Origin of the sequence: Xanthomonas sp. CFBP 8152 (assembly GCF_014199025.1) — a bacterium.
GTDB lineage: Bacteria > Pseudomonadota > Gammaproteobacteria > Xanthomonadales > Xanthomonadaceae > Xanthomonas > Xanthomonas arboricola_B.
The window spans coordinates 1,232,630-1,246,158 of record NZ_JACHNO010000001.1 but is presented as its reverse complement, the minus strand read 5'-3'; the positions used below and the strand labels follow the sequence as shown (position 1 = coordinate 1,246,158).

The 13,529-nt window shown below is 63.1% G+C and carries 9 protein-coding genes and 1 pseudogene; 7 read left to right on the top strand and 3 right to left on the bottom strand.

Translation table 11 applies throughout. The annotated features are described in order from the left end of the window. Positions 1-403 precede the first annotated feature (403 nt). The 4 genes from FHT09_RS05220 to FHT09_RS05205 all read left to right on the top strand — a co-directional run bounded on the left by FHT09_RS05220 (position 404) and on the right by FHT09_RS05205 (position 2,121). On the top strand, positions 404-1,066 hold the full coding sequence (locus FHT09_RS05220) for a dienelactone hydrolase family protein (RefSeq protein WP_104606008.1): 663 nt from the start codon (positions 404-406) through the stop codon (positions 1,064-1,066). Further along, on the top strand, positions 1,063-1,500 hold the full coding sequence (locus FHT09_RS05215) for an HIT family protein (protein ID WP_104559442.1): 438 nt from the start codon (positions 1,063-1,065) through the stop codon (positions 1,498-1,500). The genes FHT09_RS05220 and FHT09_RS05215 overlap by 4 nt, the downstream gene beginning before the upstream one ends. 27 nt (positions 1,501-1,527) lie before the next feature. After that, positions 1,528-1,695, top strand: coding sequence for a DUF5668 domain-containing protein (locus tag FHT09_RS05210; RefSeq protein WP_006452352.1), 168 nt, complete (start codon positions 1,528-1,530; stop codon positions 1,693-1,695). A 240-nt stretch (positions 1,696-1,935) separates the two neighbouring features. Then, the gene (locus FHT09_RS05205; RefSeq protein ID WP_166774505.1) at positions 1,936-2,121 is read left to right on the top strand and encodes a DUF5668 domain-containing protein; all 186 of its coding nucleotides are present in this window, start codon (positions 1,936-1,938) and stop codon (positions 2,119-2,121) included. 21 nt (positions 2,122-2,142) lie between these two features. On the opposite strand, the gene dcd is transcribed toward FHT09_RS05205, so the two are convergent. Both dcd and apbC read right to left on the bottom strand, forming a co-directional pair. Further along, positions 2,143-2,712: a dCTP deaminase gene (dcd, locus tag FHT09_RS05200; protein ID WP_010366727.1), complete on the bottom strand. Its 570-nt coding sequence runs from the start codon at positions 2,710-2,712 to the stop codon at positions 2,143-2,145. 97 nt (positions 2,713-2,809) lie between these two features. After that, entirely contained in the window at positions 2,810-3,661 is an 852-nt protein-coding gene (gene apbC / locus FHT09_RS05195) for an iron-sulfur cluster carrier protein ApbC (RefSeq protein ID WP_184416872.1), read from the bottom strand. A gap of 337 nt (positions 3,662-3,998) precedes the next feature. Here apbC and FHT09_RS05190 point away from each other — a divergent pair, with 337 nt between their 5' ends. After that, entirely contained in the window at positions 3,999-6,989 is a 2,991-nt protein-coding gene (locus FHT09_RS05190; RefSeq protein WP_104606007.1) for a TonB-dependent receptor, read from the top strand. 377 nt (positions 6,990-7,366) lie between these two features. Continuing rightward, positions 7,367-10,456 (top strand): TonB-dependent receptor, encoded by a 3,090-nt coding sequence (locus FHT09_RS05185; protein ID WP_104606006.1) that lies wholly within the window; start codon positions 7,367-7,369, stop codon positions 10,454-10,456. A gap of 98 nt (positions 10,457-10,554) precedes the next feature. On the opposite strand, the pseudogene FHT09_RS05180 reads toward FHT09_RS05185, so the two are convergent. Next, positions 10,555-10,958 (bottom strand): annotated as a pseudogene (locus tag FHT09_RS05180) (hypothetical protein); the annotation flags it as partial. A 368-nt stretch (positions 10,959-11,326) separates the two neighbouring features. Here FHT09_RS05180 and FHT09_RS05175 point away from each other — a divergent pair. Further along, positions 11,327-13,429 carry a M13-type metalloendopeptidase gene (locus FHT09_RS05175; RefSeq protein ID WP_181141301.1) on the top strand — a complete coding sequence of 701 codons (2,103 nt, stop codon included), beginning with the start codon at positions 11,327-11,329 and terminating at the stop codon, positions 13,427-13,429. The last annotated feature ends 100 nt before the right edge of the window (positions 13,430-13,529 follow it).

The following is a 13,529-nucleotide window of genomic DNA, read 5'->3' as shown; positions in this document are numbered from 1 at the left end:
CAGCGCGCGCACTGCAGCCTCGGAGAGGCGCGGCACATGGTGTAACGCAAGCAAGATCCATTGACCCCAGGAGAGGAATACAACTGACCGTTAAGGCGGTAGCGTATAAACCAGCGTTCTTCCTCTTGATGCGGCTATCAATGCGTACACTGACCTGAGAACCAGGGCCATTGTTGCCGAGTCCGGGGTTCAGCCTGGACCGCAAATCAGAAGTTTCGACCGTAAATCAGAAGCCTGCGAGCGGAACATCTGGGGAGTGCTCGCGGGACCGATGTCACAGTGCCAGGCGGCGCTCTGAACCGCGCGCGCCGCATGCAAGGTCATCTCAGCGAGACCCTCACCTGCAGCGCCGTCGATCCGGTCGATAATGCGCGCCTTCCCCCGTCCTGCATCAGGAGTTCCCATGGGTCACTGGACCACGCTCGACACCCCCGACGGCCAGGTTGCCGCCTGGCACGCCACCCCGACCACCAGCCCGCGCGGCGGCCTGGTGGTGATCCAGGAGATCTTCGGCGTCAACGAACATATCCGCGCGGTGGCCGACGATTACGCCGCGCGCGGCTACGAAGTGCTGGCGCCGGCCTTCTTCGACCTGCAGGAGAAGGACGTGCAGCTGCCCTACGACCAGGAAAGCTTGCAGCGCGGCCTGGCACTGGCCAATGCGGTCGGCCTGGAGCGCGCGGTGGAGGTGGTCAAATCCGCCGCCACCCTGCTCAGCCGCTCCGGCAAGGTCGGCACCGTGGGCTATTGCTGGGGCGGCTCGGTGGCGCTGCTGTCGGCGATCCGCCTGGGCCTGCCCTCGGTGAGCTACTACGGCGGGCGCAACACCCAATTGCTGGACGAAACCCCGAAAGCGCCGGTGATGTTCCACTTCGGCGAGCGGGACACCAGCATTCCGCCCGAGGCGATCCAGGCCCACCGCGAGAAGCTGCCGCAAATGGAAACCTTCGTGTATCCGACCGGCCACGCCTTCAACCGCAGCATCGACCCCACCCACTACGACGCCGACAGCGCCGAGCGTGCCCTGGAGCGTACCCTTGGTTTTTTCGAAGCGCATCTGGGATGAGTGGGACGGCAGCGGGCATGTCCGAGGCGAGCGGCTTCCAGCTCGATGCGCGGCTGGCCGCGGACAGCGTGTTCGTCGCTGACGGACCGCTGTCGCAGGTGCGGCTGATGGACGACAGCCGTTTCCCGTGGCTGGTGCTGGTGCCGCGGGTCGCCGATGTCAGCGAATGGATCGATCTGGATGGCGGCCAGCAGCGCCTGTTGCTGGCCGAGATCAATCAGCTCTCGCAGTTGCTGCGGGTCGAGCCCGGGGTCGCCAAGCTCAATATCGGCGCACTGGGCAACATCGTGCGGCAGCTGCACGTGCATCTGGTCGGCCGGCATCCGGGCGATGCGGCCTGGCCAGGCCCGGTCTGGGGCAGCGGCAGCGCGCAGCGCTTCGAGGCCGATGCGCTGCGCCAGCATGTCGCTGCGTGGGCGCAGCGGCTACGATAGGCGCCCGTCTTGCAACCACCTTTCCGCATGAAATCCAATGTCGTCGCCGCGCTGATCCTGATCCTCGTCGGCCTGCTGTTTCTGGCCAATAACCTGGGCTGGACCAATGTCAGTCTTGGCCGGCTGATCGCCACATGGTGGCCGGCGGCGTTGGTCGCTTGCGGTGTGGGGATGTTGTTTGGGCGCGGCAAATAGCCGGGAATCGGGAATCGGGATTGGGGAATCGTAAGAGCGGGCTATCGGCGCTCTACAGTTCCCTGGGGTGTTTTGATGTCTTCCAGGAGACGTAGCGCTGCGCCGTCTCGCTGATCGGCCAGCCGCTGCCCGGGCGGGCTTGCAGCAATGACGACTGTCACCTGCAACAGTTGACTTCCGGCACCTGATCGGCAGACGTGCTGCGCGCAGCATGAGCGCACACCTACCGAGAACACCGCCATGCACTATCGCCTGATTCCTGCCCTGTTCCTGATCACGCTGGGCACGCTGTTTCTGTTGGACAACCTCGGGCTGGCCCGTATCGAGCTGGGCAACCTGGTGTCGACCTGGTGGCCCGCGTTGCTGATCGCCGCCGGCGTGCGCCAACTGCTGCGCTACCGCGAGCGGGCCACCGCGACCTGCTGAAGGTCAGGGCTGCCCACTGCATCAGGTGCGCGGCAGGGTTACGCCGGTCTGGCCCTGGTACTTGCCGCCACGGTCCTTGTACGAGGTCTCGCAGACTTCGTCGGACTGGAAGAACAGCATCTGCGCCACGCCTTCGTTGGCGTAGATGCGCGCCGGCAGCGGCGTGGTATTGCTGAATTCCAGCGTGACGTGGCCTTCCCACTCCGGCTCCAGCGGGGTCACGTTGACGATGATGCCGCAGCGCGCATAGGTGCTCTTGCCCAGGCATACCACCAAGGTGTCGCGCGGGATGCGGAAGTACTCCACCGTGCGTGCCAGCGCAAAGCTGTTGGGCGGGATGATGCAGACGTCCGATTCGATATCGACAAAGCTGCCCGGATCGAAGTGCTTCGGGTCGACGATGGTCGAGTTGATGTTGGTGAAGATCTTGAACTCGCGCGAGCAGCGCACGTCGTATCCGTAGCTGGAGGTGCCGAAGCTGACGATGCGCTGGCCGGCGGCGTCATGCTTGATCTGGCCGGGTTCGAACGGCTCGATCATCGCGTGCTGTTCGGCCATGCGCTTGATCCAGCGGTCGCTCTTGATGCTCATGCGGTGTTCCTTGAAGACGGAAGGCGGCAGGCCGAGCGGCCTGCGCGAAAGGCAGCGAAGTCTAGCAAGCAGCCGGCACCAGCGGCCGGCCTGCGCGCTACAGCAGCGAAGCCGAAATCGGGATGCTGGCGCGCGGCCGCTTGCCCAGCTCCTCGGACAGGCGCGCGGCAGCGGCCAGATAGGCCAGCGCTGCCGCCGACTCCGGCGCGGCCACCACGATCGGCTGGCCGGCATCGCCCTGCTCGCGGATCGCGATCGCCAGCGGCAACGACCCCAGCAAGGGCACGCCGTACTGGGCGGCCATGCGCTCGCCGCCGCCTTCGCCGAACAGGTGCTCGTGGTGGCCGCACTGGCTGCAGGTATGTACGGCCATGTTCTCGACGATGCCAAGCACCGGCACCTCGACCTTCTCAAACATCTTCAAGGCCTTGCGCGCATCCAGCGTGGCGATGTCCTGCGGCGTGGTGACGATGACCGCGCCGGCCACCGGGATCTTCTGCGACAAGGTCAGCTGGATGTCGCCGGTGCCCGGCGGCAGGTCGATCAGCAGGTAATCGAGGTCGTCCCACAGGGTGTCGTTGAACAGCTGGGTCAGTGCCGAGGTCGCCATCGGCCCGCGCCAGATCATCGGCGTGTCCTGGTCGACCAGCAAGCCGATCGACATCGCCTCGATCCCGAACGCGCGCAGGGGCTCGATCGACTTGTTGTCCGGGCTGTCCGGCCGCCCGCTCAGGCCCAGCATCGCCGGCACGCTCGGCCCGTAGATGTCCGCGTCCAGTACCCCGACGCGCGCACCCTGCTGGCACAAGGCCAGCGCCAGATTCACCGCGGTGGTGGACTTGCCCACCCCCCCCTTGCCGGAACCGACCGCAATCACATTGCGGATCCGCGGGTGCGGCGCCAGCGCGCCCTGCACCGCATGCGCGGGGATTCTGCGCTCGCCCGTCATGCGCGTGCGCTCTGAAGGAGGTCGATCGCCATGCTTGAAGCACGTTGCACCATCGTCGTCATTGCCTGCCTGATTCGTCGTGCGCTGCCAACGGGGCGATCGCCGCATCGCCAGCCGCAGCGCTGGAAAGATCGCCAGTTTACCGACTCGGCCACGGGCAGACGCGTTTCCCAGCGCGGCCAGACGCCGGCACGGCACGCCAAGACATGTGTCAGGCGGCGACAAATTTAACAAATATGGACACATGGTTAAGGAATTGTTACGTTCGGGGACCAGTTCAGCCAGCGCTCAGCGAGCACTGCTGTTTCGCAACATCCGGCGAGGAATCCGCACCATCATGTCGAGTCGTCTTCAGCAACACACCCAGCGTCATCGTTTGAGCACCGCATTGTTTGCCGTGCTGGCTGCTTCTGCCGGCCACGCCGCGGCGCAGTCAGAAAACGAGGTCGCACCCGGCACCACCGATCTGGGCAAGGTCACTGTCACCGGCTCGCGCATTGCGCGTACCGGCTTCGTCACGCCCTCGCCGGTCACCGCGATCAGTGCCGAGGAAATCCGCGCCACCGGCGCGACCACCATCAGCGACCTGATGGCGCGCATGCCGGCGCTGGCACCGAGCTACACTCTGGGCAATTCCACCCGCTTCATCGGTACCGCCGGGCTGGGCCTGCTCGACCTGCGCGGCATGGGCACCGACCGCACACTGGTGCTGGTCAACGGCCGTCGCCACGTGGGTTCCAGCCCGGGTTCGACTGCCGTGGACGTCAACACGATTCCGGTGGAATGGGTGGAACGCGTCGAAGTCATCACCGGTGGTGCCTCGGCCGTCTACGGCGCCGACGCAGTGGCCGGCGTGGTCAACTTCATCCTAAAGAAGAACTTCACCGGATTGGAGACGCGCGCGCAGACCGGCCTGGCCGATGAGGGCAACTACAACCGCTCCTTCGCCAGCTTCTCGGCAGGCACCGACTTTGCGGACGGCCACGGCAACATCGCGGTGTCGGGCGAATACAGCAAGCAGGACCGCTTCGGCCGCGGCAACCGCGCCATCGGCCGCGAGTATCTGGTGTCGGTTCCTAACCCCGCGTTCGATCCCAGCCAACCGCCGAGCGAGCGCAATCCGCAGAACGTGCTCAGCGGCCCGGGCGGCAATCATTCCACGTCCTACGGCGGCACCTTCAACCTGGGCACCTTCGATTTCCGCAACCCGGCCAGCTATGGCAACCGCTATCTGTTCAACGAAGACGGCAGCTTCCGCCGCAACCGCTACAACGGCACGGTGGTCAGCAACACCTCGTGCGTGGATTGCGATTTCGTTGATCTGAATGCGGTCGCCGACCTGCAGCCCGGCTTCGATCGCAAGAGCGTCAACACCATGATCAACTTCGAGGTCAGCGAGAACCATCGCCTGTTCTTCGAAGGCAAGTACAGCGAGACCGACTCGGAATTCTTCGGCCAGCCGGCCTTCGACAGTTCGCTGCGCGTGCGTCGCCAGAATCCGTATGTCAGCCCCGAACTCGGTGCGCTGATGGACTCGCGTGGTGCCACGCAGATCCTGATGAACCGCTTCAATGTCGATGCCGGCCGTCGCGGCGAGAACATCGAGCGCAAGACCTATCGCGCGGTGCTCGGTGCCGAAGGCAACTTCACCGACAACTGGAGCTATGACGTATCCGCCAACTACGGCAAGACCACGGTCGACCGCCTGAATCTCAACAACCGCATCAACGAGCGCTGGCAGGCCGGTATCGATGCCGCACGTGATGCCAGCGGCAACATCGTCTGCCGCACCACGCTGGATCCGAACGCGATCAACCCCCACACCAATCGCGTCTATTCGGCACTGGCGCGCGAAGGCTGCGTGCCATTCAGCGTGTTCGGCAACGGCGCGGTGACACCGCAGGCAGCGGCGTGGTTCAACACCACCGCACGCTCGCAGGCCAAGATCCAGCAGACCGTGTTCAGCGCATCGGTGGCCAACAGCAACCTGCTGTCGCTACCGGCCGGCGACATCGGGTTTGCCGGTGGCGTGGAATACCGCAAGGAGCAGAGCGAGGAAATCACCGATCCGCTGGCAGCCTCGGGCGCGACCTTCCTCAACGCTATTCCCAATAGCGGTGGCGAGTACACCGTCAAGGAAGTCTTCGTCGAGAGCACCATTCCGTTGCTCGCCGGCCTGCCGGGCGTGGACCGGTTGGCGCTGGATGTGGCGGGGCGTTATTCGGACTACGACAGCATCGGCTCGACCAAGACCTGGAACGTGGGCCTGGACTGGACCATCATCCCGTCGCTGCGTCTGCGCGGCACCGTGGCACAGGCAGTGCGTGCGCCCAGCATCGGTGAGCTGTACGACTCGCAGAGCGAAAACTTCGCAACCATCAACGATCCCTGCAACTATCTGCCGACCAATACCAATCGCCCAGGCACCGCGGGCGACGTCGCATTGCGCCAGGCCAACTGCAGTGCGCTGGGCGTGCCGGTGGGCTGGATCGATACCTTCACCTCCACCCGTCCCGGCGTGAGCGGCGGCAATCCGGAGCTGAAGCCGGAGCGCGCGCGCAGCCTGTCCTACGGCCTGGTGTGGCAGCCGGAGTTCTTCGACGGCTTCGGCATGTCGATCGACTACTGGCGCATCGACCTGCAGGACGCGATCGGCACCGTGACCGCAGAGACCAATGCCACGCGCTGCGTGGACAATCCAGGCGGCATCAACAACAGCTTCTGCGGCTTCGTGCAGCGCGCCCCGCTGGGCGGATTCACCGACCCGCAGGGCCGCATCTATCCCGAGCACAGCATCATCGGCTGGCAGGCACTCAACGAAAACCTGTCACGCTCGCGGCGTGTGGGCGTGGATCTGGAAATGGATTACCGCTTCCAGCTCGGCGAAGGCAATACCGTGCTGCGCCTTGTCGGTACGCGCCTGATCCAGTCGCGCGAATGGGTGTTCCAGGACTTCCCGGCCGAATACGACGAGTACGTGACCTACGTGACCGACCCGCGCTGGCGCGCGCAGTTCCAGACCAAGTACAACTGGAACGCATGGCGCGCCTCGTGGGACATGAACTATGTGGACGGCAACCTGCGCGTGACGCCGGAAAGCTACAACAGCAATCCGGGCTCGGCCAGCCCGATCAGGAACGGCGCGTACACCTACCACAACGTCCAGTTCGGCTATCAGTTCCCCGGCTCGAAGATCGACGTCTACCTCGGCATCGACAACGCCTTCGACAAGGATCCGCCGCGCAATTACTTCGGCTCGGACTTCAACTCTGCGTTGTACGACAACATCGGGCGGTTTTTCTACCTGGGTACGACAGTCCGGTTCTGAGGCCGTCGACGATGCATGGAAAGACCCCGTCCACCGGGGTCTTTTTTTGAATCGATGTTTCAGATGAAACCAGCCAAGCAAAATCGACGATCGAAAGATGCACGCGGCGCCATGCAGCGTTCGTTTAATCGGCGAGCTGTCACCACGCATCACGCGCACTGACAAAAATGAATACCTGTGCCACCTGAGTACGCACTTGTCCGCATGCCCGGCAATTTGTGCGCAGATCCGCATATTCGATGCGGATCTCACCCTTTTCATTAACGAATCATTCAAAACGCTTGCGACTCCGACCACACATTCATTACGTTCGGGTTAAGGCCATCTGACTCTCCGGTGACCGCAACTTCTCTCGATACCCAGCTGAAAGGTTAGGAATGAGCAATCAAATTCGTCGTCATGCTCTCAAGCGCACCGCTCTGGCTGTTGTGCTCGGCGCCTGTCTCGTCAATGGCGCGGTCTATGCACAAAGCACGACCGGCAGCATCTACGGTAGCGCTCCCTCGGAGGCCGGCAGCACCATCGTCGTTCAGAGCGACACCGGCCTCAGCCGCACCATCACCATCGACGCCAATGGCCGTTACAACCTTGGCTCGTTGCCGGTCGGCGCCTACACCGTCACCTTGAAGCGTGGCGATCAGGTCGTCGACACCCGCAAGAACGTGCAGTTGCGCGTCGGATCCGGCACCGAGGTGTCGTTTGCTGGCGCAGCTGCCAGCGGCAGCACCGATGCAACGACGCTCGGCGCGATCACGGTCACTGCCGCCAATGCACCGAAGATCGACGTCAGCTCCACCAGCTCGCGTTCGGTGATCACGTCCGAACAGCTGGCAACCTTGCCGCTGGGACGCAGTGCGGAAGCGATTGCGTTGCTTGCTCCCGGCGCTGTTTCAGGTGCCGGCGCATTCAACAACGGCTCGCGCTCCGTGGTGTCTTTCGGCGGCTCGGGCGTTACCGAAAACGCGTATTACATCAACGGCTTCAACGTCAGCAATCCGCTGAGCAACCTGGGTGGCGTCAGCCTGCCCTACGGCGCCATCGACCAGCAGGAAACCTATACCGGCGGCTATAGCTCACGCTATGGCCGTTCGACCGGCGGCGTGATCAGTCAGGTCGGCAAGCGCGGCACTAACGAATGGCATTTCGGCGCGCAAGCAGTGTGGGAGCCGAAGAACCTATCGAGTTCGGTCGGCGATGTCTGGTACCCAAGCAACACACTTAACTCCAATCCGCGCTACAAGTACGAAGATCCAGATCTGCCGGGCACGATCTATCGTAGCGGCAAGGGTGACGTGCAAAGCCGCACGGTCTACAGTGCTTATGCTGGCGGCCCCCTGATTGAAGACAAACTCTTTATCTTCGTGGCAGGCGAAACCGACAAGACCGACGGTGCAGTGACCAACACAGCGACCGCCGCTACTACGCAAGGCCGCAACCATTACGATTACAGCTCACCGAAGTTCTACGGGAAGATCGACTGGAACATCAACGACAACAACATTCTCGAATACACCCGCATAGAAAATACCGATCGTCGTGCCGGCGCTTACAGCAACTATGATTACGACACACGATCCGATGGTGGTCCGTCCGGCCTCTACGCCGATACTTACAAGATCAAAGACACCTACGACATCTTTAAGTACACCGGCTACATCACTGACGACCTGACGGTCAACGCCACCTGGGGCCGCAGCACACAGCACAACCAGCAGTTCAACCCGTTGGTGTCCTCGCTGCCCTTCATCGCCGGCCTGAATCTGCAAAATCCGGCCATCACAGGTGGCACGCCTATCTCCAACAATCAGGCGACCAATCGCTCCAAAGCGGATGACCCGATCAACAAGACGCGCAATCTGCGTCTGGAATTGAACTACCGGCTGGGCGACCACGATCTGACCGCCGGCGTGGACAACATGTACTTCAACGCTTACGACGAAGGCGTGCGCACGACCGGCCCTGGTTATCAGTGGATCTATGGCAGCGCGGGTGACGAAGTTTCGCCAGTCCGCGGCACGCTGGGCGTTGGCGCAACCGGCCCGGGCACCGACGGCTACTATGCTCAAAAACGTATCTTCACCACCACCACAAGCATGGCGGTGGAGCAGAAGGCCTACTACCTGGAAGACCGCTGGCAGGTCAATGATCATTGGTTGCTGACACTGGGTATCCGCAACGACAAGTTCACCAATTTCAACAGCGATCATGTGCCCTATGTCGATAGCGGCGACCAGTGGGCACCACGTTTGGGCGCCAGCTGGGACGTGTTCGGCGACTCCTCGCTGAAAGTTTTCGCCAATTTAGGACGCTACTATCTGGCGTTGCCTAACCAGGTGGCAATCCGCGGCGCATCTGCCTCGACCTACACCGATGAGTATTTCGCCTATACCGGCATCGATGCCAATGGCGAGCCGACTGGCCTGCGGCCGATCGGCCCCGGCCCGGTGTCAAGCAATGGCGAATACGGTCAGGCTCCGGATCCGAACGCCTTTGCGCCAACCGATCTGAAGTCGCAGTATCAGGATGAGTTCATCCTGGGCTTCGAGAAGACGCTTGGCGAAAGCTGGAACTCGGGTGCAAAGGTCACATACCGCAAATTGCAAGCCGCCATTGACGATGTTTGCGACACCGGACGTATCGCCGACAAGCTGGAAGCCAGCGGCGGCAACCCGGATGCGGTAGACATCCCCGGTTGCGTGATGTTCAACCCGGGCAAGACCAACACCTACAACCTTCCCAATGCTGATGGATCCGGCTATACACAAGTCTCCATGTCGCAGTCCGACTGGGGCTTTACCGACAAGGCCAAGCGCAGCTACGTGTCGGTCGACCTGTTCCTGGAACACCCATTCGACGAGAAGTGGTATGGCCGCGTCGACTACACCTGGTCGCACAGCTACGGCAATACCGAAGGTCAGGTGAAGTCCGACCTCGGCCAGGCCGACGTGTCCAAGACGCAGGATTGGGACTCAGCCGAACTGATGTACTACGCCGGTGGCAGCCTGGCTAACGATCGGCGCCACCAGATCAAGGCGTTCGGTGCCTATCAGATCAACCCGGAATGGATGGCCTCGGCCACCCTGCGTGTGATGTCGGGCACGCCGATCAGTTGCCTGGGCTTCTATGGCGGCCCGAATGCGGACGAGGTTGACTATGATCCGATCGGCTACGGCTCTTCGTACCACTACTGCGGCCTCCAACCCTCGTCTCCTGGCGATGCAGGCCGGACGCCGTGGATCAAGAACCTCGATTTGGGCTTGACGTATCGCCCGGCGTTCGCCGATCACAAGCTGGCCTTCGGCATGCAGATCTTCAATGTCCTCAACGACCGCGCGGTCAATCGCGTCGATGGCGTCTACGAGGGCGATGTTCCCTTCAACGTCTCCAACACCTACAGACTGGGTCTGCAACCTTATAACTACAATCCGCCACGCTACGTCCGCCTGACCGCCTCTTACGATTTCTGATGCGGAAAGACGACCGGAGACGTCACGACGTCTTCGGCGCGTCATCAGTACTTGCTCCAGGCCCCGGTTCGTCCGGGGCTTTTTTTATGCGGCCTGCCTCAGCGGCGAGGAATCACCTGCGCCGCATTATGCCCGGGCGCTCCGGTCATCCCGCCACCGGGATGCGTGCCGGACCCGCACAGATACAGCCCGGCAATCGCGCCGCGATAGGCGCCCTGCCTCAGCATCGGGCGGGCGTTGAAAAGTTGATTGAGGCTGAGGGCGCCGTGGAAGATGTCGCCGCCGATCAGCTCAAAGATGCGTTCCAGATCAAGCGGGCTGAAGATCTGCCGGCCCAGTACCGAATCCGCGAATCCGGGTGCGTAGCGCTCGACCATTGCAATCATCAGAGATGATCGCCCGCGCCCGACAAGGCGGTGAAATCCAGCAGCCGCGAGAGCGCGACATTCATGCGAAACGTGCCCGATCCGCAGCGGTAATGCGCAATGCGTTCGCGTTCGGTACGTCCAACAGTTCGGAGGCAGTAGGCATGGGTTTGCATACAGCACCGCCTGCGCCGTCGGACCATTCGAATTGCAGCGGCCGTCTGGATCGCTGTCCGATCGCCGGCACAGACTGTCAGCCCAGGCGAGCACGGCTTGAAGCGCGGCGCGCAGGCGGCGAAAACACCGGACCGCACTGCGCTTGGCGCCCTGCGCAGGACTGCCACGCACCCGGACACCGTGGGCCGTCCCACCTACACACGCCGCACCCATGACCTTCGACACCATGCCATCCGGCTGGCGAGGCGTAGAGTGCCGGCCACAGCCCCGGCGACGGGGCTTCCCACATCTGCTCCCGGAGCCCTTTGTGATTCGTACACCTCATTTGTTGACCCTGTCCCTGGCCGTGGCCGCCGCGCTGAGCGGCTGCAAGAAATCCGAAGACGCCACGCCGGCCGCGCCCGCGGCCAATACCGCCGCAACCACTGCGGCGGCTCCCAAGGCGCTGACCCTGGACCAGAGCAAGCTGCCGGCCGTGAACCAGTTCACCGCCGCCGACCTGGACACCAACGGCAACGCCTGCACGGATTTGAATGCGTACGCCAACGCCAAGTTCCTGGCCGCCAACCCGGTGCCGAGCGATCGCACCAGCTGGGGCGCGTTCGAGATGCTCGATGAGCGTTCCAATGCGATCCAGCAGCAACTGGTCGAACAGGCGGCGGCCGACACCGGCGCCACCGGCGTGGAAAAGATCGTCGGCGACCTCTGGTCCACCGGCATGGACGAGGCCAAGATCAATGCCCAGGGCATCGAGCCGCTGAAGCCGGAACTGGCCGCGATCGACGCCATCAGCGACCAGACCAAGCTGGTCGACTATCTGCGCAGCAGCGCGGCCAAAGGCAACAACGAGCTCTTCAGCTTCGGCGCCGAGGCGGACTTCAAGAAGTCCAGCCAGAACATCGCCTATGCCATGCAGGGCGGTCTGGGCCTGCCGGATCCGGAGTACTACACCAGCGCCGCCAACAAGGCCAAGCTGGAGGCCTACCAGGCGCACGTGGCCAAGGTGCTGGAACTGTCGGGCGTGACCGCGGCCGATGCCGCCGCGCAGGCCAAGCAGGTGGTCACGTTCGAAACCCGTCTGGCCAAGGTCTCCAAGACCAGCACCCAGATGTCGCGCGATGCCTCGCTGGCCTACAACCCGATCTCGCCGGCCGATGCCGACAAGCTGACGCCCAACTGGTCGTGGACCGAGTTCTTCAAGTCGCAGGGCGTGACCACGCCGGAGATGTTCTCGCTGGCGATCCCGGCCTTCCACCAGGAAGTGAGCAAGATGATCGCCGACACCGATCCGGCGGTCTGGCGCGCCTACCTGCGCTTCCATACCGTCGATGGCGCCTCGCCGTTCCTCAGCCAGCCGTTTGTCGATGAGAACTTCGCGTTCTACAACCAGACCTTGCGTGGGCAGAAGCAGATCAAGCCGCGCTGGAAGCGTGTGCTGGCGACCATCAATGGCCAGACCGGTGAAGCGCTGGGCCAGATGTACGTCAAGGTCGCCTTCCCGGCCGATTCCAAGGCCAAGATGGAAACCCTGGTGACCAATCTGCGCACCGCGCTGAAGGCCCGCATCGAAAAGCTGGACTGGATGAGCCCGGAGACCAAGACCAAGGCGATCGCCAAGTGGGAAAGCTTCACGCCCAAGATCGGCTACCCGGAAAAGTGGCGCGAGTGGAACGGCTTGAGCACCAGCCGCGACAGCTACCTGGGTAACGTGATGGCCGCGTCCGAGTACAACTACAAGTGGAACCTGTCCAAGATCGGCAAGCCGGTGGACAAGACCGAATGGGGCATGAGCCCGCAGACGGTCAACGCCTACTACAACCCGCTGCAGAACGAGATCGTGTTCCCGGCCGCCATCCTGCAGCCGCCGTTCTTCGACCCGAATGCGCCGGAGGAAATGAACTACGGCGGCATCGGTGCGGTGATCGGGCATGAGATGACCCACGGCTACGACGACCAGGGCAGCCGCTTCGGCGCCGATGGCAACTTCATCGCCGATCCGGGTTGGTGGACGCAGAAGGATCTGGACGCGTTCAAGGCGCGCACCGGCAAGCTGGTTGCGCAGTTCGATGGCTATCGCACCCCGGCCGGAGACAAGGTCAAGGGCGACCTCACGCTGGGCGAGAACATCGCCGACCTGGGCGGCCTCAACACCGCCTATGACGCGATGAAGACCGCCACCGCCGGCAAGGACGACCCCAAGACCGACAACATCACCCGTGACCAGCGCTTCTTCCTCAACTGGGCCACGGTGTGGCGCCGCAACTTCACTCCGGAAGAACTGGTGGTGCGCCTGAAGACCGATCCGCACGCCCCGGCCAACTTCCGCGCCAGCGGTGCGCCGTCGAACATGCCGGCGTTTGCCGCCGCGTTCTCGTGCAAGGCCGGCGATGCGATGGTGCGTCAGGGCGATCAGCAGGTCGTGATCTGGTAACCGCGTAATCGCGGTCCATCATGCGGGCGGCGATCGAAAGATCGTCGCCCGTTTTTTTGTTTTCGATTTCTGCTGCGTGGCAGGTGAATTACGCTGGCCG

Coding starts and splice junctions, on each gene's coding strand:
- FHT09_RS05220 (WP_104606008.1), top strand. CDS start 404: ATGGGTCACTGGACCACGCTCGACACCCCCGACGGCCAGGTTGCCGCC.
- FHT09_RS05215 (WP_104559442.1), top strand. CDS start 1,063: ATGAGTGGGACGGCAGCGGGCATGTCCGAGGCGAGCGGCTTCCAGCTC.
- FHT09_RS05210 (WP_006452352.1), top strand. CDS start 1,528: ATGAAATCCAATGTCGTCGCCGCGCTGATCCTGATCCTCGTCGGCCTG.
- FHT09_RS05205 (WP_166774505.1), top strand. CDS start 1,936: ATGCACTATCGCCTGATTCCTGCCCTGTTCCTGATCACGCTGGGCACG.
- dcd (WP_010366727.1), bottom strand. CDS start 2,712: ATGAGCATCAAGAGCGACCGCTGGATCAAGCGCATGGCCGAACAGCAC.
- apbC (WP_184416872.1), bottom strand. CDS start 3,661: ATGACGGGCGAGCGCAGAATCCCCGCGCATGCGGTGCAGGGCGCGCTG.
- FHT09_RS05190 (WP_104606007.1), top strand. CDS start 3,999: ATGTCGAGTCGTCTTCAGCAACACACCCAGCGTCATCGTTTGAGCACC.
- FHT09_RS05185 (WP_104606006.1), top strand. CDS start 7,367: ATGAGCAATCAAATTCGTCGTCATGCTCTCAAGCGCACCGCTCTGGCT.